At 61.1% G+C, this 19397-nt stretch carries 20 protein-coding genes and 1 riboswitch; of the genes, 4 read left to right on the top strand and 16 right to left on the bottom strand.

Going from position 1 to position 19397, the window contains the following annotated elements; translation table 11 throughout:
* Positions 1-10 precede the first annotated feature (10 nt).
* Positions 11-121: riboswitch (S-adenosyl-L-homocysteine riboswitch) on the bottom strand.
* 220 nt (positions 122-341) lie between these two features.
* On the top strand, positions 342-737 hold the full coding sequence (locus PCPL58_RS26155) for an acyl-CoA thioesterase (RefSeq protein WP_003316713.1): 396 nt from the start codon (positions 342-344) through the stop codon (positions 735-737).
* Positions 738-857: 120 nt separating this feature from the next.
* Here PCPL58_RS26155 and otnI read toward each other — a convergent pair whose 3' ends face one another.
* The 7 genes from otnI to alaC form a co-directional block, all read right to left on the bottom strand.
* Positions 858-1643 (bottom strand): 2-oxo-tetronate isomerase, encoded by a 786-nt coding sequence (gene otnI, locus PCPL58_RS26150; protein ID WP_065350804.1) that lies wholly within the window; start codon positions 1641-1643, stop codon positions 858-860.
* 22 nt (positions 1644-1665) lie between these two features.
* On the bottom strand, positions 1666-3123 hold the full coding sequence (locus PCPL58_RS26145) for a GntP family transporter (protein WP_003432081.1): 1458 nt from the start codon (positions 3121-3123) through the stop codon (positions 1666-1668).
* 135 nt (positions 3124-3258) lie between these two features.
* Complete coding sequence (gene otnC, locus PCPL58_RS26140) at positions 3259-3897, bottom strand: 3-oxo-tetronate 4-phosphate decarboxylase (protein ID WP_065350803.1); 639 nt, start codon at positions 3895-3897, stop codon at positions 3259-3261.
* The gene (gene otnK / locus PCPL58_RS26135; RefSeq protein ID WP_054081278.1) at positions 3897-5186 is read right to left on the bottom strand and encodes a 3-oxo-tetronate kinase; all 1290 of its coding nucleotides are present in this window, start codon (positions 5184-5186) and stop codon (positions 3897-3899) included. The genes otnC and otnK overlap by 1 nt, the downstream gene beginning before the upstream one ends.
* A gap of 10 nt (positions 5187-5196) precedes the next feature.
* Positions 5197-6102, bottom strand: a complete 906-nt coding sequence (gene ltnD, locus PCPL58_RS26130; protein ID WP_003316718.1) for an L-threonate dehydrogenase — start codon at positions 6100-6102, stop codon at positions 5197-5199.
* Between the two features lie 225 nt (positions 6103-6327).
* Positions 6328-6783 carry a YkgJ family cysteine cluster protein gene (locus tag PCPL58_RS26125; RefSeq protein ID WP_065350802.1) on the bottom strand — a complete coding sequence of 152 codons (456 nt, stop codon included), beginning with the start codon at positions 6781-6783 and terminating at the stop codon, positions 6328-6330.
* Positions 6784-6956: 173 nt separating this feature from the next.
* Complete coding sequence (gene alaC, locus PCPL58_RS26120) at positions 6957-8165, bottom strand: alanine transaminase (RefSeq protein WP_065350801.1); 1209 nt, start codon at positions 8163-8165, stop codon at positions 6957-6959.
* A gap of 337 nt (positions 8166-8502) precedes the next feature.
* On the opposite strand from alaC, the gene ilvD reads away from it, so the two are divergent.
* Positions 8503-10350 (top strand): dihydroxy-acid dehydratase, encoded by a 1848-nt coding sequence (ilvD, locus tag PCPL58_RS26115; protein WP_003432076.1) that lies wholly within the window; start codon positions 8503-8505, stop codon positions 10348-10350.
* A 69-nt stretch (positions 10351-10419) separates the two neighbouring features.
* Here the strand turns inward: ilvD and PCPL58_RS26110 are convergent, their stop codons facing one another.
* The 8 genes from PCPL58_RS26110 to PCPL58_RS26075 all read right to left on the bottom strand — a co-directional run bounded on the left by PCPL58_RS26110 (position 10420) and on the right by PCPL58_RS26075 (position 16798).
* Entirely contained in the window at positions 10420-10743 is a 324-nt protein-coding gene (locus tag PCPL58_RS26110; RefSeq protein WP_002551720.1) for a DUF3392 domain-containing protein, read from the bottom strand.
* 9 nt (positions 10744-10752) lie between these two features.
* Positions 10753-11967 carry a radical SAM family heme chaperone HemW gene (gene hemW, locus PCPL58_RS26105; RefSeq protein ID WP_003366127.1) on the bottom strand — a complete coding sequence of 405 codons (1215 nt, stop codon included), beginning with the start codon at positions 11965-11967 and terminating at the stop codon, positions 10753-10755.
* Complete coding sequence (gene rdgB / locus PCPL58_RS26100) at positions 11964-12557, bottom strand: RdgB/HAM1 family non-canonical purine NTP pyrophosphatase (RefSeq protein ID WP_003366128.1); 594 nt, start codon at positions 12555-12557, stop codon at positions 11964-11966. The genes hemW and rdgB overlap by 4 nt, the downstream gene beginning before the upstream one ends.
* Positions 12558-12590: 33 nt before the next feature.
* Positions 12591-13211 carry a methionine biosynthesis protein MetW gene (metW, locus tag PCPL58_RS26095; RefSeq protein ID WP_003316724.1) on the bottom strand — a complete coding sequence of 207 codons (621 nt, stop codon included), beginning with the start codon at positions 13209-13211 and terminating at the stop codon, positions 12591-12593.
* Between the two features lie 7 nt (positions 13212-13218).
* Positions 13219-14358, bottom strand: coding sequence for a homoserine O-succinyltransferase MetX (metX, locus tag PCPL58_RS26090; RefSeq protein ID WP_003432070.1), 1140 nt, complete (start codon positions 14356-14358; stop codon positions 13219-13221).
* A gap of 297 nt (positions 14359-14655) precedes the next feature.
* The gene (locus PCPL58_RS26085) at positions 14656-15246 is read right to left on the bottom strand and encodes a YggT family protein (RefSeq protein ID WP_065350800.1); all 591 of its coding nucleotides are present in this window, start codon (positions 15244-15246) and stop codon (positions 14656-14658) included.
* A gap of 25 nt (positions 15247-15271) precedes the next feature.
* On the bottom strand, positions 15272-16090 hold the full coding sequence (gene proC / locus PCPL58_RS26080; RefSeq protein ID WP_065350799.1) for a pyrroline-5-carboxylate reductase: 819 nt from the start codon (positions 16088-16090) through the stop codon (positions 15272-15274).
* 21 nt (positions 16091-16111) lie between these two features.
* Complete coding sequence (locus PCPL58_RS26075; protein ID WP_003366136.1) at positions 16112-16798, bottom strand: YggS family pyridoxal phosphate-dependent enzyme; 687 nt, start codon at positions 16796-16798, stop codon at positions 16112-16114.
* A 55-nt stretch (positions 16799-16853) separates the two neighbouring features.
* Between PCPL58_RS26075 and PCPL58_RS26070 the strand changes: the two genes are divergently transcribed.
* On the top strand, positions 16854-17888 hold the full coding sequence (locus PCPL58_RS26070; protein WP_065350798.1) for a type IV pilus twitching motility protein PilT: 1035 nt from the start codon (positions 16854-16856) through the stop codon (positions 17886-17888).
* 95 nt (positions 17889-17983) lie between these two features.
* On the opposite strand, the gene PCPL58_RS26065 is transcribed toward PCPL58_RS26070, so the two are convergent.
* A complete protein-coding gene (locus PCPL58_RS26065) occupies positions 17984-18661 on the bottom strand; it encodes a C40 family peptidase (protein ID WP_003432065.1) in 678 nt (225 codons plus the stop codon).
* 250 nt (positions 18662-18911) lie between these two features.
* On the opposite strand from PCPL58_RS26065, the gene PCPL58_RS26060 reads away from it, so the two are divergent.
* Entirely contained in the window at positions 18912-19316 is a 405-nt protein-coding gene (locus PCPL58_RS26060; protein WP_065350797.1) for an NINE protein, read from the top strand.
* Positions 19317-19397: the final 81 nt, after the last annotated feature.

The following is a 19397-nucleotide window of genomic DNA, read 5'->3' as shown; positions in this document are numbered from 1 at the left end:
TCCATAAAAATGCGAATGGGCGCCGTTGTGCGTTTAAGGTTTGCCGGTCGAGGATCGTCCTGGCAAACAACGCCCCATCCGAGCCTGACAGGGAAAACCTGCTGCAGCGCCCCTCGGACAGGTGGCGGGAACGGTATCAAGCGTAGATGACCGTTTTGAAACGTTTGGCAGTATAGCGGTGCTCGCGATTCTACCCAAGGCTTTCTGTCGGTTTAAAGGCCATCCAATTGCCATCTGTCTGTAATAGGGTCGATGCACAGTCGCTATCACGCAGGCATGGGCGCGGGTCGCCGGCTCTGCCATCATGCAGCTATCCATCGGCCAGACGCTCAGGAGTGACCATGAATTTCCACACCCGCAAGTGGGTAAAGCCCGAAGACCTCAACCCCAACGGCACGTTGTTCGGCGGCAGCCTGCTGCGCTGGATCGATGAAGAGGCGGCGATCTACGCGATCGTTCAACTGGGTAATCAGCGGGTGGTCACCAAGTACATCTCTGAAATCAACTTCGTCAGTGCCTCGCGTCAGGGCGACATCATCGAACTGGGCATCACCGCCACGGATTTCGGTCGCACCTCGATCACCCTCAAATGCCAGGTGCGCAACAAGATCACCCGCAAGAGCATTCTGACCGTCGACAAGATTGTCTTCGTCAACCTCGACGAAGACGGTCAGCCTGCGCCGCATGGGCGGACTGAAATCCGCTACATCAAGGACCAGTTCGACGTAGAGGACTGAGGCTAAGGTCGCTGAACATCGGACGCATAGCGTCCGACACGACCGTTACAGAATGATCGCTCCTCACGCTCTGCGTGGGAATGCCGTTCATGACGCTCCGCGTCGTCCATCCCGCTGGTTTCAGCCCTTGGCCTGCAACTCGCGCAACCACGCCAGACCCACGCTGGTGTCGCCTTTCGGACGGTATTCGCAGCCGATCCAGCCGCTGTAGCCCAGTTCGTCGATGACGTTGAACAGGTGCTCGTAGTTCAGTTCGCCCAGGTCCGGCTCATGGCGATCCGGTACCCCGGCGATCTGAATATGACCAATGCCTGCAAAGTCGCGACGCAGCTTGCTGGTCAGGTCACCTTCGACGATCTGGCAGTGGTAGCAGTCGAACTGCACCTTCAGGTTGTCGGCACCCACCAGCTTGCAGATGTTCTGTGCCTGATCCTGACGGTTGAGGAAGAAGCCCGGCATGTCGCGGGTGTTGATCGGCTCGATCAGAATCGTGACCCCTGCGCCCTTGGCTTGCTCAGCCGCGAACGCGAGGTTTTCCAGATAGACCGCCTGATGACGCTCACGCAAGCTTTCATCGGCCAGCAAGCCAGCCATGACATGCACTCGGTCATTGCCCAGCACCTGCGCATATTCCAACGCCTGCTCGATACCGCTGCGAAATTCCGCTTCACGGCCCGGCAGCGTTGCAATGCCTCGCTCGCCTGCCTCCCAGTCGCCCGGCGGAGCGTTGAACAGCGCCTGCACCAGACCGTTGTCGCTCAGGCGCTGCTTGAGTTCCTGAGTGCCGTAGGCGTAAGGGAACAGGTACTCGACCGCGCCGAAACCATCGGCAGCGGCTGCGGCGAAGCGCTCAAGAAAATCATGCTGCGGGTACAGCATGCTGAGGTTGGCGGCAAAACGAGGCATGTTAACTCCAGTCTTCAAAGGGTCAGACGAATGGCCAAAGCAGCAGGGTGATCACGAAGCCCAGTGTGCCGAGCAGCGTGACCAGTACGGTCCAGGTGCGCAAGCCGTCGGCGACGTTGAGGCCCGCCAGCTTGGTGAACATCCAGTAACCGGCATCGTTGATGTGCGACATGGCCAGGCCGCCACCGCCCATGGCCAGACACAGCAGGGCCAGGTGGTTGGCGCTCAGGTCCAGCGTGGCGATCAGCGGGCTGAGAATGCCTGCAGTAGTGACCAGTGCAACGGTGGTCGAGCCCTGGACGGCGCGCAGCAGGAGGGTCAGCAGGAAGCCCAGCGCGAGTACCGGCAGACCGGTGTTGCGCAGCGCCTCGGAGACCACGGCACCAATGCCGGTGTCGACCAGCACCTTGCCGAATACGCCACCGGCGCCGGCAATCAGGATCACCATCGCGACACCCGGCAAGGCCGAGCCGATCACATCGGACACCTGAGTACGGCTCCAGCCGCGACGTGAGCCCAGCAGCCAGGCGCACAGCAGGGTATCGATCAGCAGCGCAACCAAGGGGGCACCCAGTACAGTCAGCACTGCGCGCAGCGTGGACGTGGCTGGCAGCATGGTGGTGGCCAGTGTGCCCATCAGAATCAGCACGATCGGCAGCAGGATCAGCGCGATGATCAGTCCGAAACCCGGTGCGGGCGCAGGCGGCAGCTTGCTTGCCAGGCTGCTGGCGCTTTCTTCGACGCCCATTGTTCGGGTTTCGGTCGCTTCACGCGCAGCGGAATAATCGTTACGGGCCCAGGCTTCCAGGTCTTCGTTGGTGACGTGCGGGCCATAGACTTCGGCGCGGATGTCATCGGTCATCGGGTAGGTCTTGCGGGTCATGCGGCCCGCGACGAAGTAGCCGATCATGCACAGCACGGCAACGATCGGAATACCCAGCATCAGCACCCGGCCCAGGTCCGCGCCCAACTGGCTGGCGGCTGCAACAGCGCCAGGGTGCGGCGGCAGAAACGCATGCACGGCGAGCAGTGCGGCGCACATCGGTAGCGCGAAAATCAGCAGCGGCTTGCGTGCCGCACGCGCCACACCGTAAGCCAGCGGCATGAGGATGATCACGCCGACCTCGAAGAACACCGGAATACCGACCATGAAACCCGCAACAGTCAGCGCCAGAGGCGTGCGCTTGTTGCCGAAGCGGTTGATCAGGGTCTTGGCCAGTGCTTCGGCCCCGCCGGACAGCTCGATGATGCGCCCGATCATCGCGCCCAGCGCGATGATGATCGCGATATGGCCGAGCGTCTTGCCCATGCCGCCTTCGATGGTGGCAACCAGATCGGCCGGTTTAACACCGGCGACCAGCGCCACGATAATGCTGACCAGCATCAGGGCGACGAAGGGCTGGAATTTGTACTTGAGCACCAGAAACAACAGCAGTGCGATGCCCGCACCGGCCACGACCATCAACATGAGCGGCGTCATGCCCGTGCACTCCGGTCAATGGTGGTAAAGACTGACAACGAAACAGCGGGGTAGGGGTGAGTCATGCTCTCGATTCCTGTTGTTATTGTTTTTCGACCGGGAGGCGCAATGCGCTCCCCGATCACCGTGTGCTCGTTACCACCTGGCGCCGAACACCTGACGCAGCTCTTCAAGCGCCGCCGGGTCCAGCGGTGCAGGTTTGGGGTTGCTCATCAGCCACAGACGGGCAGTCTCTTCCAGCTCCTCCAGGGCATAGCAGGCCTTGGCCACCGAGCTTTCCCAGACCACTGGACCGAGGCGCTCCAGCATCACGCCGCGCACGCTGTTGGCCAGTTCCGCCACGCGCTCGGCGACTTTCGGTGAGCCGGGACGTTCGTAAGGGATCAAGGGGATATGCCCGACCTTCATGACCTGATACGGCGTCAGCGGCGGCAGAATGTCGTCCTCCTGCCACACTCCGGCCAGGGTCAGGGCGACCAGATGCGTCGAGTGCGTATGCACCACGCCGCCGACCTGCGGGTTGCGGTCGTAGACTTCGCGGTGCAGGGCCAGGGTCTTGGACGGCTTGCTGCCGGACACCCATTCACCGGCCAGATTGACCTTGGCGATATCGGCCGGGTCCATGCGGCCCAGGCAGGCATCGGTCCGGGTAATCAGCCAGCCGTCGTCGAGTCGTGCGCTGATGTTGCCGGCGCTGCCCACCGTATAGCCACGGCCATACAGCAGACGGCCGACGTCGCAGATTTCCTGACGCAGTGCGTTTTCGTCGATCATCAGGCCGCCCCCGCCAGTTGCTTGAGCGCCTTGGCGAAGAAGTCGCGCGCACCGAAATTGCCGGATTTGAGGGCCAGAGCCAGCGGTTGTGCGCCGCTGCTCACCGTGGCCGGAACGCCCGGATCAATCTGTGCGCCGATCTGCAGCAACTGCACGCCCAGTGCCTGAACCACGGCACCGGAAGTTTCGCCACCGGCAACCACGAAACGTCGTACGCCTGCGTCCAGCAGCCCTTTGGCGATTTCGCCGAGTGCGGCTTCGACCATGGCACCGGAGCGTTCGACGCCCAGTTCTTTCTGCACGGCTTTGACTTCATCCGGTGTGCTGGTGGCGTAGATCAATACGGTCTGCCCGGCATCTCTGGCGAAGGCCAGCGCCTGCTCGACCACTGGCTTGCCAGCGGCCAGGTCCAGCGGATTGATGCGCAGCGCAGGGCGATCGGCTTCCAGCCAGGCCGCAACCTGACCGTTGGTGGCGACCGATGCGCTACCCGCCAGTACCACTTCGCCGCCACTGATGGCGACCTGTTTGGCGGCATCGATATCGCGCAGCTTGCCTGCCTTGCGGAAGTTACCCGGCAGGCCCAGCGCCAGACCCGAGCCACCAGTCAGCAGCGGCAAGTCGGCGCAGGCTTCGCCCAAGGTGTACAAATCCGCATCCGACAGGGCATCGGCGATCGCCATGCTCACACCTTCGGCGCGTAGCTCGGCAATTCTGTTGCGCACGCCTTCGACGCCCTGGGCAATGCTGTCATAGCGCAACAGGCCGACCTTGTGGCGGGTCTGCGCTTGCAGCACACGCACCAGATTGGCGTCGGTCATGGGCGTCAGCGGGTGGTTCTGCATGCCCGATTCACTGAGTAACTGGTCCTGTACGAACAGATGACCACGGAAAATCGTGCGGCCGTTTTCCGGGAAGGCCGGGCAGGCGAGGGTGAAATCGCTGCCCAGTTGCTCCAGCAGTGCTTCGCTGACCTGGCCGATGTTGCCCGCGGCGGTGGAATCGAAGGTCGAGCAGTATTTGAAGAAGATCTGCTCGCAGCCGCGCTCGCGCAGCCACTCCAGAGCCGCCAGGGATTCAGCCACCGCGTCGGCGCTGGGCGTGGTACGCGATTTCAGCGCGATGACAATCGCGTCGGCGTCGAGACCGGCAGCCATCTCGGCGCTGGGGATGCCAATGCTCTGCACGGTGCGCATGCCGCCCCGCACCAGCATGTTGGCCAGGTCGGTGGCGCCGGTGAAGTCATCGGCAATGCAGCCCAGCAGCGGGCGAGCGTTATTCAGGCTCATCAGTCGCTCCTCAGGCTTTTTCTGGCTTGGCTTTCGGCAACTCGATGCCCGGGAAAATCTTGATCACGGCCGAGTCATCTTCGCGACCGAAGCCGGCGCTGGATGCCTGCATGAACATCTGGTGCGCGGTGGCCGAGAGCGGCAGCGGGAATTTGCTGCTGCGTGCGGTATCCAGCACCAGACCCAGGTCCTTGACGAAGATGTCCACGGCCGACAGCGGCGTGTAATCGGCATTGAGGATGTGCGGCACGCGGTTTTCGAACATCCACGAGTTACCGGCACTGTTGGTGATCACTTCATACAGCGCATCAGCATCGACACCTTCGCGCAGGCCGAGGGCCATGGCTTCGGCACTGGCGGCGATGTGTACACCCGCGAGCAACTGATTGATGATTTTGACTTTCGAACCCAGACCGTGGACGTCGCCCAGGCGATACACCTTGCCGGCCATGCCGTTGAGGATGGCTTCTGCCTTGGCGTAGGACTCGGCAGGGCCGGAGGTCATCATGGTCATCTGACCTGCGGCAGCCTTGGCGGCACCGCCGGAGATAGGCGCATCGAGGTACAGCAGGTTCTGTGCGGCCAGACGCTCGCCCAGTTCGACGGCGAAGGTGGGCGCGACGGTGGCGCAACCGATGACCAGGCAGCCTGGGCGCAGGGCGGCAATGGCGCCGTTTTCGCCAAACAGCACGGTTTCGGTCTGCTCGGCGTTGACTACGACTGTGATGATCACATCGCAGGCAGCGGCCATGCTGGCCGGAGAATCACAGGCAACCCCGCCTTCCTGGGCGAATGCTTCGGTCACGCTGGTGCGCACATCACAGGCATGCACAGTGAAGCCGCTACGCAGCAACGAGCGGGCAATGCCCAGACCCATCGCACCCAGGCCGATAACGCCAACGTTTTTGCCAGTCATGCAGTAATCCTCGAAGTCAGTGCCGATGCCTGTGAAGCCGACATTCGGACGTTATTGTTCTGATCTGTGAATCTGATAGTGAATCAATGAGTAAATAATGTGAAGTATTTTTATTTTTCACAAAAATTAACATCGATAGGCTTTTTCCATCGCGCACAAAAAAGCCCCTGTGCGGGGCTTGATTGATAACGATGATGTCCGGCGTGCTGCGCCGCCTTTCACGAATCAGAATTTTGGCACTGGCGCGCTGGTGGCGTTTCTCAGTGAGCCGCTTTCCTGACGCACGACTTCTTTGGGCTTGTACGCGCAATAACCGAGGCGCGGCCCGACTTTCGGGTGGTTGCGGCAGGTGTCAGGGCGCTTGTCATAGATGGTGCACAGGCGGCTTTTGCGGTCCAGGTACAGGCAGTCGTTGTTGCTCATGCGCTGCAAGGTGAAGATCTCGGACTTCTGGTTGTAGCGCTCGACGATGCCTTCTTTCTGCAGACGCTTGGCGATGTTCTTGGCCGGGTCGCCGCGTTCGAACTCATCGACGATGCCGATGCGGATCAGGTCCTTGATCTTCACTTCTACCGGCAACGTGCAGCAACTGGACACGCAGCCCCCGCACATGTGGCTGGAGTATTTGGCCCAGGTGTCGATGCGATCGAGTTCTGCGGCGGCGATCAAGGTGGGTTTCATTTCAGGTCAGGCTTCCGGGTGTATCGGGGCGCGCGATCATACCGGTCTGCAGCGATTTGCAGAAATCAAAAATTGCCGAGGCGACTGTCGGTCAGGTGTGGAGAGGCGGTTGGTTGCAGCGTCCACGCCTGCCGAGCGCAGTCGGTCAGCAGGCGCGGTGTCTCAGAAGGAACTCAGGACTTGAGCTTGTCGTCGGCCCTGAACATGCTGCGGATGCCACGAACGGCCTGGCGGATGCGGTCCTGGTTCTCGATCAGGGCGAAGCGCACATGATCGTCGCCGTACTCACCGAAACCGATGCCCGGCGAGACACACACCTTGGCTTCGGCCAGCAGCTTCTTGGCGAACTCCAGCGAACCCAGGTGCGCATAAGCCTGTGGAATCTTCGCCCAGACGTACATAGAGGCCTTGGGGTTCTCGACCCTCCAGCCCAGCTCGTGCAAGCCCTTGACCAGCACGTTGCGGCGCTGACGATACTGCTCGGCAATGTCGAGCACGCACTGCTGATCGCCTTCCAGCGCGGCAATCGCCGCCACCTGAAGTGGCGTGAAGGTACCGTAGTCGTGGTAACTCTTGATCCGCGCCAGTGCATTCACCAGTTCGGGGTTGCCGACCATGAAGCCAATCCGCCAGCCCGCCATGTTGTAGCTCTTGGACAGGGTGAAGAACTCCACGGCAATGTCCTTGGCGCCCGGCACCTGCATGATCGACGGGGCTTTCCAGCCATCGTAGACGATGTCGGCGTACGCCAGGTCATGCACCACCAGCACGTCGTACTGTTTGGCCAGAGCCACCACGCGCTCGAAGAAATCCAGCTCCACACATTGCGCAGTCGGGTTGGACGGAAAGCCCAGAATCATCATCTTCGGCTTGGGAATCGAGCCGCGAATGGCTTTTTCCAGCTCGTCAAAGAAGTCCACGCCTGGCACCAGCGGCACCGATCGCACCTGGGCGCCGGCAATCACGGCACCGTAGATGTGGATCGGGTAACTGGGGTTGGGCACCAGCACCGTGTCGCCCTGATCCAGCGTGGCGAGCATCAGGTGGGCCAGGCCTTCCTTGGAACCAATGGTCACGATCGCTTCGCTTTCAGGGTCGATGTCGACCTCGTAGCGCTTCTTGTACCAGTTGGAAATCGCCCGACGCAGGCGTGGAATGCCGCGCGAGGTGGAGTAGCCGTGGGTGTCTTCGCGCTGGGCGACGGTGATCAGTTTTTCGACAATGTGCGGCGGTGTCGCCCCGTCGGGGTTGCCCATGCTCAGGTCGATAATGTCCTCACCGCGACGACGAGCAGCCATTTTCAGCTCGGCGGTGATGTTGAACACGTAAGGGGGGAGTCGATCGATGCGCGCAAAGCGGCGCGGCGAACCTTGGTCTGCCATGAGTATCTCGCGTACGTAAGCGCCCGGAACCGTCCGAGCGACGTGGCCACATGAGGCGGCCTGCCGAGGAAGATAGATGGGCTGACAGCCTTTTGTCCATCGGGATTTGCAACGCCGTGCCAAGACCGATATTCGGACCCCACCAAACCACCCGGCGGTGTAGAATCGGCGCTATTCATCGCCAGTCATCCCCGGCGGGTTTATGAGCTCAGGCTGAATACACGGTGATCCCGTGGTGTTCGGTTTCTTCGCTGCCTGCGGTCACTACCGCTCGTCCGCGACGTCAATAGAAGCTCACTCCCTTCCTGATCAGCCTTATTTTTGCCGGAGTGTTTCAATGCCTGATTACCGCTCGAAAACGTCCACCCACGGCCGTAACATGGCCGGCGCCCGTGCCCTGTGGCGCGCCACGGGCATGAAGGACGAAGACTTCAAGAAACCGATCATTGCCATCGCCAACTCCTTCACCCAGTTCGTACCCGGCCACGTCCACCTCAAGGACATGGGCCAGCTGGTCGCGCGTGAAGTCGAGCGCGCCGGTGGCGTGGCCAAGGAATTCAACACCATTGCGGTCGACGATGGCATCGCCATGGGCCACGACGGGATGCTCTATTCGCTGCCGAGCCGCGAGATCATTGCCGACTCGGTCGAGTACATGGTCAATGCGCATTGCGCCGACGCCATCGTGTGCATTTCCAACTGCGACAAGATCACCCCGGGCATGCTGATGGCGTCGTTGCGCCTGAACATTCCGGTGATCTTCGTCTCCGGCGGGCCAATGGAAGCGGGCAAGACCAAACTGGCCAGCCACGGCCTGGATCTGGTCGATGCGATGGTCATCGCCGCCGACTCGACAGCCAGTGACGAAAAAGTCGCCGAGTACGAGCGCAGCGCCTGTCCGACCTGCGGGTCGTGTTCCGGCATGTTCACCGCCAACTCGATGAACTGCCTGACCGAAGCACTGGGTCTGGCCCTGCCGGGCAACGGTTCCGCACTCGCCACCCACAGCGACCGCGAGCAACTGTTCCTGCAGGCCGGCCGCACCATCGTTGACCTGTGCCGTCAGTACTACAAGGAAAACGATGACTCGGTGTTGCCGCGCAACATCGCCAACTTCAAGGCGTTCGAGAACGCCATGACGCTGGACATCGCCATGGGCGGTTCGACCAACACCATCCTGCACTTGCTGGCCGCTGCTCAGGAAGCCGAGATCGACTTCGACCTGCGCCACATCGACCGCCTGTCGCGCAAGGTGCCGCAGCTGTGCAAGGTCGCGCCGAACATCCAGAAGTACCACATGGAAGACGTGCACCGCGCGGGCGGGATCTTCAGCATCCTCGGCGAGCTGGCCCGTGGCGGCCTGCTGCACACCGACCTGCCGACCGTACACAGCAAGACCCTGGCTGAAGGCATCGCCAAATGGGACATCACCCAGACTGACGACGAGGCCGTGCACACCTTCTTCAAGGCAGGCCCGGCGGGCATCCCGACGCAGACCGCGTTCAGCCAGTCGACCCGCTGGGACAGCCTGGACGATGACCGGGAAAACGGCTGCATCCGTAGCGTCCAGCATGCCTATTCGCAAGAAGGTGGCCTGGCCGTGCTGTACGGCAACATCGCACTGGACGGCTGCGTGGTGAAAACCGCTGGCGTCGACGAGTCGATCCACGTCTTCGAAGGCAACGCGAAGATCTTCGAAAGCCAGGACAGCGCGGTGCGCGGGATTCTCGCTGACGAAGTCAAAGCGGGCGACATTGTCATCATCCGCTACGAAGGCCCGAAAGGCGGCCCGGGCATGCAGGAAATGCTCTACCCGACGTCCTACCTGAAGTCCAAGGGGCTGGGCAAGGATTGCGCACTGCTGACTGATGGTCGCTTCTCGGGCGGTACGTCCGGCCTGTCCATCGGCCACGCCTCACCGGAAGCGGCGGCAGGCGGAGCGATCGGTCTGGTGCGCGACGGTGACAAGGTGCTGATCGACATCCCCAATCGCTCGATCAACCTGCTGATCGACGATGCCGAGATGGCCGAGCGTCGCACCGAACAGGACAAGAAAGGCTGGAAACCTGTCGAGTCGCGTCCACGCAAAGTGACCACCGCCCTCAAGGCCTACGCCCTGCTGGCGACCAGCGCTGACAAGGGCGCGGTGCGTGACAAGGCGTTGCTGGACAAACTGGTGCCTTGATCTGCATCGGCAACACTAAAAAGCCCGGCAGAGATGCCGGGCTTTTTGCTGCGTTTGAAAAAGCAGCGCTTACTTGCGGTCCGCAATTACCCCGATCAGCACCAGCACCACCAACAGCACCGGCGCCAGGCTGTAGTTGTTGAACTGGCTGAGGCCGCGCACTACCCAAGGCGTGGCATAGATCAGCGCCGCGCCGCTGCCCACGGCGCACAGCAGGGCGATGAGCGGGATGCGCAGAGCACCTGTGATGCCGCTGATTCGCTGTTCCAGCCAGCCTTTGATGTCCGAGCCAAACAGCACCAGCAGACAGCCCACCAGCGCGAGCGCGATTTCCGAGAGATTGCTGCGGCTCCAGCGCGAGACGGTGGCGAGCAAATCGAGTACGAAATCCATGCAGGGTCCTTAGATCAGAAAGTATTGCAGCAGGTCGTTGAGGAACAGCTGGCCTTGTGGCGTGGCGATCAGGCGTGTCGGGTCCTGGTGCAGCAACCCCTTTTGTTCAGCCTGTCGACGCGCCTCGGCCAGCGAATCGAGGCTTAGACCGGTTCTTTCGCGAAATAACGCAGCGTCCACACCATTTGTCAGTCGCAGTGCGTTCATCAGGAATTCGAACGGCAATTCATCCAGCGGCAACAGCTTGGAACCGGCCTGAAACGGCTTGTCCGGGTTCAGGTAATCCTTGGGCAGCCGGGTTTTCCAGGTGCGCATGATGCGCCCGTCCGGGTGGCTCAGCTTGCCGTGTGCGCCTGCGCCGATGCCGATGAAATCACCGAACGCCCAATAGTTGAGGTTATGCCGCGCCGGTTTTCCGGGCTGTGCATAAGCCGACACTTCGTATTGCGCGTAGCCATGAGTGGCCAGCAACTGCTGTCCGGTTTCCTGAATGTCCCAAAGAATGTCGTCTTCGGGCAGCACCGGTGGCTGATTCCAGAACACCGTGTTGGGCTCCAGGGTCAGTTGATACCAGGACAGGTGGGTCGGCGCGAGGGCAATGGCCTGGCGCAGATCGGCCAGAGCCTCGTCCTGGGACTGATCCGGCAGGCCGTGCATCAGGTCCAGGTTGAAGTTGTCGAAACCGGCCTGACGCGCCATATCGGCGGCACGAATTGCTTCGTCGCCGTTGTGAATGCGGCCCAGCGCCTTTAGTTTGGATTCCTGAAAGCTCTGAATGCCGATCGACAGTCGATTGATGCCCAGGCCGCGATAGGCGCTGAACTTGACCTGCTCGAAGGTGCCCGGGTTGGCTTCCAGCGTGATCTCGATATCGCTGGCAAAGCGGATGCGCTGTTCGACGCCTTGCAGCAGGCGCCCCAACGCATCGGCGCTGAACAGGCTCGGCGTACCGCCACCAAAGAAGATCGATTGCAGCTCGCGGCCGTAGACGTGCGGCAGGTCCAGGTCCAGGTCGGCGAGCAGGGCGTCGACGTATTCCTGTTCCGGCAGCACCGGGCTGGCAGTGTGCGAGTTGAAGTCGCAGTACGGGCATTTGCGCACGCACCACGGAATATGGATGTACAGCGACAACGGCGGCAGGTGCGGCAGTGCAGGGCGCGGGCTCTCTGACGAGAAGCCGCTCTCGCCGAGAAACAGCGGCTGCGCAGGCGAATCGTGGGTCATTGCAGACCCAGGCGTTGCCGCAACAGGACCATCGCGCGGGCGCGGTGGCTGAGCTGGTTCTTCTCGGTCGGGCCCAGTTCGGCACTCGAGCAGTTGCGCTCCGGCACCCAGAACAGCGGGTCATAGCCGAAGCCGTGTTCACCGCTGGCGGCGTGCAGGATGCGCCCGTGCCACAGCCCTTCACAGAGGATCGGCAATGGATCGTCGGCGTGGCGTACCAGCGCCAATACGCAGACGAACTGTGCACCACGCTGGTCGTCCGGCACGTCTTTGAGCGCTTCCAGCAGCTTGGCGTTGTTGGCGGCATCGCCCTGGCCATCGGCGTAGCGTGCGGAATAGATACCCGGCGCACCGCCGAGAAAGTCCACCGCCAGCCCCGAGTCGTCGGCCAGCGCAGGCAGGCCGGACAGACGCGCGGCGTTGCGTGCCTTGAGGATTGCATTCTCGACGAATGACAGGCCGGTTTCTTCCGGCTCCACCAGACTGAACTCGCTGACCGAGCGCAGCGTTACACTGCCGCCGAGCATGGCTTGGAGTTCCTTGAGTTTGCCGCCATTGTGGCTGGCCAGTACGAGTTGTGTGAGGTTCATGGTTGGCCTGTCGTGGTGCTTGGGAACGGTCGGTTAAACGGCAATCCTGTGGTCCGTCAGCCCAGGGCTGGTGACGCGGTAGATGCCGATCTCGCCGAGCAGATTGGGCCAGAGTTTACTGGCCCAGCCATGACGGTGCTGCTGATCGACCGCCAGCCTGTCGAGCACCTGCGCATCGCGCTCGCGGCACAGCTCTTCGAAGTCGCCGAAGGTGCAGAAGTGAATGTTCGGCGTGTTGTACCAGGTATACGGCAGGAATTCGGACACCGGCATGCGGCCCTTGCTCGCCAGATACCAGCGGCAGCGCCAGTGACCGAAGTTCGGGAAGGTGATGATGCACTGACGACCGACGCGCAGCATCTCGTCGAGGATTCGGTCCGGGTAATGCACCGCTTGCAGGGCCTGGGTCATGACCACGACGTCAAAGCTGTTGCTGGCAAAGTTGCCCAGCCCCTTGTCGAGGTCCTGCTCGATGACGTTGATGCCCTTGGCGACACACTCGGCAATGTTGGCGGCGTCGTTTTCCAGCCCGTAGCCGGTGACCTGCTTGTGGTCACGCAGCCAGGTCAGCAATTCGCCGTCACCGCAGCCCAGGTCGAGCACGCGGCTGCCCGCGGGAATCCATTCCTGAATGATTTCCAGATCAGCTCTCATGGCGTCCTCACAACGAAATTCGGTTCATGTAATTACCGAAAGCCTGCAAGTAGCGCGGAATCGGGATCAGAAAGGCGTCGTGGCCCTGCGGCGCGTCGATTTCCAGGTAACAGACGTCCTTGCGCGCGGCCATCAGCGCGTCCACAAGCTCTCGCGAGCGGGCTGGCGAGAAGCGCCAGTCGGTGGTGAACGACATCACGCAGAATTTGGCGGTGGCGTTGGCGAATGTCTTGGCCAAGTCGTCGTTGAAGTTCGCCGCAGGATCGAAGTAATCCAGTGCCTTCGTCATCAACAGGTAGGTATTGGCGTCGAAACGCCCGGAAAACTCCTCACCCTGATAGCGCAGATAGCTTTCGACCTGGAACTCGACGCTGTGGAAATCGTAGTTGAGTTTTTCGCTCTTCAGGCCACGGCCGAATTTCTCGCCCATCGAGTCATCCGACAGGTAGGTGATGTGCCCGACCATCCGCGCCAGCATCAGGCCGCGTTTGGGAATCACTCCGCGTTCCTGGAACGAACCACCGTGGAATTCGGGGTCGGTGAGAATAGCCTGACGCGCCACCTCGTTGAACGCGATGTTCTGTGCCGACAGCTTGGGGGCAGAGGCGATCGCCAGGCAATGGCGCACGCGATCCGGGTAGCTGATGGTCCATTGCAGCGCCTGCATGCCGCCCAGGCTGCCGCCAATCACCGCAGCCCAGGTGTCGATACCGAGCAAATCGGCCAGTCGAGCCTGGCTGTTGACCCAGTCTTCCACGGTCACCACCGGGAAATTGGCACCGAACGGCTTGCCGGTGTCCGGGTCAATGCTGCTCGGCCCGGTGGAGCCATTGCAGCCGCCCAGATTGTTAAGGCTGACGACGAAGAACTTGTTGGTGTCGATAGGCTTGCCGGGACCGATACAGCTGTCCCACCAACCGGGTTTGCGGTCATCGGCACTGTGGAAGCCTGCGGCATGGTGGTGCCCGGACAGCGCATGACAGATCAGCACGGCATTGCTGCGTGCGGCGTTGAGTTGACCGTAGGTTTCGTAAATCAGGTCATAGGCTGGCAACGAACGACCACAGGCCAGCGCCAGAGGCTCGCTGAAATGCGCCGTTTGCGGTGTGACCAGTCCGACAGAATCGTGAGGGAATACCGTGGGCATCGACCCTGCTCTCGCATAAATGAGGCGTAAGTCTAAAGACCGCGGGGTGCAGCGGCAATAAGGGATATTGTGAGACGTAAATCAACGGCACGATAGTTACGAGGTGATCGTTCCTCACGCTCCAGCGCGGGAATGCCTAGGGTGACGCTCCGCGTCACAGATCTGCGCCGTGCCGCATGCTCCGGATAGGACGCGGAGCGTCCAGAACGGCATGCCCACGCGGAGCATGGGCACGATAGGCGTTCTTTCGAACGTCACGCTCCAGCGCGGGAACCTCTAGCGCGGGAACAAGGTGGCTTACATCAACAGCCGCAGCACATCCGGCATGTCGCTCATGGCGGCGAGGTTGTTGATGACCAGCATGTCCAGCAGCTTGAGCACCAGGAATGCGAGGATCGGCGAGATGTCCAGGCCGCCCAGGTTCGGGACGATCCTGCGGAACGGTGCCAGTGCCGGTTCGCAGATCTGGTTGACCAGTTCCGCGCCAGGGTTGTGGCTGCCCGGTGCGACCCACGACAGAATCACGCTGATGATCAGGGCAAAGAAGAAGATCTTCAGGAACAGCGCGGTCACGCCGATGATCGACCACAGCAGCAGGTGCAGCGGGTCGCCCGTGGTGCCGAACATCAGCAGCAGGGTCAGGGCCATCAGGATCATCTGCACGATGATCGCCAGCACCAGCGACGACATGTCCAGCCCGAACAGGCTGGGGATGATGCGTCGCAGTGGCTTGAGCAGCGGCTGGGTGGCGCGCACGATGAACTGGCACAGCGGGTTGTAGAAGTTGGCTCGTACCAGTTGCAGGACAAAGCGCAACAGCACGATCAGCAGGTAAAGACTGCCAAGCGTCTGCATGACGTAAATTGCAGCGGTGTTCAATCCGATCATCGATCTGCTCCAGAAAACCCGAAAATTATTTGCCCAGTTGTTCAGCCAGCTCGGCTGCACGATGGTCTGCGGCGGTCAGTGCCGTTTCCACCAGTGCCTCGAACCCGCCCGCCTGAAATGCCTTGATGGCCGCCTCGGTGGTCCCGCCCGGCGATGTAACGCGACGACGCAGTTCGCCAGCGCCCGAATCACTGCCAGTCGCGATCAAGGCCGAGCCCAGTGCTGTCTGCAGGGTCAGCTTTTTAGCGATGTCCTCTGGCAGACCCAGTTTCACGCCTGCCGCGGTCATCGCTTCCATCATCAGAAAGAAATACGCCGGGCCACTGCCGGACACTACCGTGACAGCGTCCATGTGTTTTTCCTGCTCGACCCAGACCGCGATGCCGACTGCGGCCAGCAACGCCTCGGCCTGCTCACGCTGCTCTGGCGTGACGTTGTCGGTCGCGTACAACCCGCTGGCACCCTGACGCAGCAGTGAGGGCGTATTGGGCATGCAGCGCACCACCGGCTGCTCGCCCAGCCATTGCGTCAGGCTGGCGCAGGTGATGCCGGCCGCGACCGAAACAATCAGCTGGTGAGGTTCGAGACTGGGCTTCAAGGCCTGGCAGACGTTTTTCATCATCTGCGGCTTGACCGCCAGTACCACCACGTCGGCGCCATTGATCGCGTCGGCGTTGTCGGCGAATACCTGGATGCCGTGATCGTTGGCGATGCGCTCGCGGGTTTCGGCACCCGGCGCACTGGCACTGATCAGTGCCGCCTCCACGCCCTGGGCGCGCAGGCCGCCGATCAGGCTGGCGGCCATGTTTCCGGCACCAACGAAGGCAATACGGGTCTTGCTCATGAAGGGGTCCTTGTGAAGAGGTTATGGCTGGCCATAGTCGCGGGCGCCAAAAAGAGCGGTGCCGATGCGCACCCAGGTCGCGCCTTGTGCAACGGCGGCTTCCAGGTCGTGGCTCATGCCCATGGAAAGTGTGTCGAGCGGCAGGTGCAATTGCTCCTGCAGCGTGCGCACTGCGGCGAAGGATGCGTTCTGCGCCGCAGGATCGTCTGTAGGCTCGGGGATGGCCATCAGGCCGCGCAACCTGAGTCGCGGCAGGGCGCTGATGGCTGCGGCCAGCGCAGGCAGGTCCTGAGGCGTACAGCCCGATTTGCTGGCTTCGCCACTGACGTTCACCTGAATGCAGATGTTCAGCGGTTCAAGCGCTTCGGGGCGTTGCTCGGACAGGCGTTGAGCGATTTTCAGGCGGTCCACGGAATGTACCCAGTCGAAGTTCTCGGCGATAGCTCGCGTCTTGTTCGATTGAATGGGGCCAATAAAGTGCCAGCACAAGGGCAGGTCGCTCAGTTCGAGCTGTTTGCCCAGTGCTTCCTGTAAATAATTTTCGCCAAAATCGCGCAAACCTGCGGTGTAAGCTTCACGCAGGTCACTGGCGGGCTTGGTTTTACTCACCGCCAGCAGGCCGACGGACGCTGGATCGCGCTCAGCAGCAAGCGCTGCGTCGCGAATTCGCTGTTCGAGCGTTGAAATGTTCGCTGCTATCGTGGACATTGATTTGCGCCAGCAGGGCTAAAGTCTGCGGCATTCTATGTGATTGAGGAGCTGTATGGATATTACCGAGCTGCTGGCCTTCAGTGCCAAACAGGGCGCGTCGGATTTGCACCTCTCTGCAGGTCTGCCGCCGATGATCCGCGTCGACGGCGATGTACGGCGTATCAACCTGCCTCCGCTGGACGCGAAGGAGGTCAAGGCGCTGATCTACGACATCATGAACGACAAGCAACGGCAGGACTTCGAAGAACGGCTGGAAACCGACTTTTCCTTCGAAGTGTCGGGCGTGGCGCGGTTTCGGGTCAACGCTTTCAACCAGAACCGCGGTGCTGGCGCGGTCTTCCGGACCATCCCTTCGAAAATCCTGAGCATGGAAGACTTGGGCATGGGCAGTGTGTTTCGGAAGATTACCGACGTGGCGCGTGGCCTGATTCTGGTCACCGGTCCGACCGGCTCAGGCAAGTCGACCACCCTGGCGGCGATGATCGACTACCTGAATAACAACAAGCATCACCACATTCTGACCATCGAGGACCCGATCGAATTCGTCCACGAGTCGAAGAAGTGCCTGGTCAACCAGCGCGAGGTGCACCGCGACACACTGGGCTTCTCGGAGGCGCTGCGCTCGGCGTTGCGTGAAGACCCGGACGTGATTCTGGTCGGGGAGATGCGTGACCTGGAGACCATACGCCTGGCGCTGACCGCAGCTGAAACCGGCCACCTGGTATTCGGCACGCTGCACACCACATCAGCAGCCAAGACCATCGACCGGATCGTCGATGTGTTTCCGGCTCAGGAAAAATCGATGATTCGCTCGATGCTCTCCGAATCGCTGCACGCCGTGGTTTCGCAGGCGTTGCTCAAGAAGGTCGGCGGCGGACGCGTGGCGGCGCACGAAATCATGATGGGCACCCCGGCGATCCGTAACCTGATCCGCGAGGACAAGGTGGCGCAGATGTATTCGTCGATCCAGACGGGCGGCTCGATGGGCATGCAGACGCTGGACATGTGCCTGGCCGATCTGGTGAAGAAGGGGCTGATCACCCGCGAAAGCGCGCGCGAACGTGCCAAGGTGCCGGATAACTTCTGATCGCAGGGAGGCTGCAGGAACGAAAAAGGGGTCTTGAACGCGTTCAAGACCCCTTTTTTCAGATGCGGCTTGCGGACCGCGGATTCACACCAGGATCAGCGCTGAACCACACGCATCTGTCCGGGTTGCTTGGGCAGCACGCGCTTGGCGATCTTGTAGTGACTGTTCCAATACGGTTTGTTCAGCGTATCGACAGTTACGGCCTTGCCACGGCGCGGCGCATGAACGAACTTGTTGTCGCCCAGGTAAATGGCGACGTGGTTGATGTTGCGGCTCTTGATATTGAAGAACAGCAGGTCACCGGGTTTCAGATCCTTGCGATCCACCGTCTGACCATGACCCTGGGCCATGGCATTGGAGGTGCGTGGCAGGTCGACCTCACGGACATCCGTGTAGGCGTATTTGACCAGTCCGCTGCAGTCCAGGCCTTTGCCGGGCGTGGTGCCGCCCCAGCGATAAGGCGTGCCCACAGCCTGCAAGGCGCGTTTTACAACGGCGCTGCCTTGCTTGGCAGGGGCAGAAGCCTGCAAGGCCGCGATTTTTTTGGCGTTCTTGCGTGAAAGCGGCTTCTGGACGGCGCTGGTAGCGCCGTACTGAGTTCGGGTGGTGGTGGCTTCCTTGGGTGCATTGCGAGTCGCGAGTGCCGGTGAAGAGTGGCTTTTGGCGGTGTAGCCCGTGAAGCTCGCAGGAAGTTGTTGCTCACGATTGGTGGCGTGGGCGGCCAGTGGCATAAATAGGCAAATGGTTAGCCATGTCTTGAAAAAAGGACGCATTCGGCAGGGCTCATGGTGGTCAGCGCGCAACTTTATAACAGCTTTTTCAAAAAAACTGACCCCATTTGTCGAGCGCATCACAGTGGCATCATTGCGTTTTATGCGACAGACTCTTTCTTTTTTCGGGCTAATCCCTTTAGCGACAAGGGCTTGGCGGCATTAAACCGCCTCATGTGCCATACGTCGGAATAGGGAAACCAAGTCACAATTTTGTTATGTATTTTTTTCTATCAGCGCAAAGAGGGCAAAAATGAACGCCTATCGTTCAGACACACACAGCAAGGTCATGGGTTACCTGATGTGGATTTTCGGCTTCCTGGGAGCGCATCGCTTCTACTACGGCAAACCGGTCACCGGGACCATCTGGTTCTTCACGTTCGGTCTGTTTGGCATTGGCTGGCTGATCGACCTGTTCCTGATCCCGTCGATGGACCGTGACGCCGACCTGCGCTTTACCCCCGGCTCCACCGACTACAGCGTTGCGTGGGTGCTGCTGACCTTCCTCGGCCTGTTCGGCGTGCACCGCATGTACCAGGGCAAGTGGATTACCGGGCTTATCTACCTGTTTACCGGCGGGCTGTTTCTGGTGGGCATCCTCTATGACTTCTGGACATTGAATGACCAGATCTCGATGAAGAACGCCCGACGCGGGTAAAGCTTGGGCAGAGGGGCTGACGCAGAGCGTCGCCCGGCTCGCTCCCACAGTGATGCAACGAGGAACGTGGGAGCGAGAGCC

It is taken from the genome of Pseudomonas cerasi, from assembly GCF_900074915.1.
GTDB classification, from domain to species: Bacteria; Pseudomonadota; Gammaproteobacteria; order Pseudomonadales; family Pseudomonadaceae; genus Aquipseudomonas; species Aquipseudomonas cerasi.
This window is presented reverse-complemented; position numbering and strand designations above follow the sequence as displayed.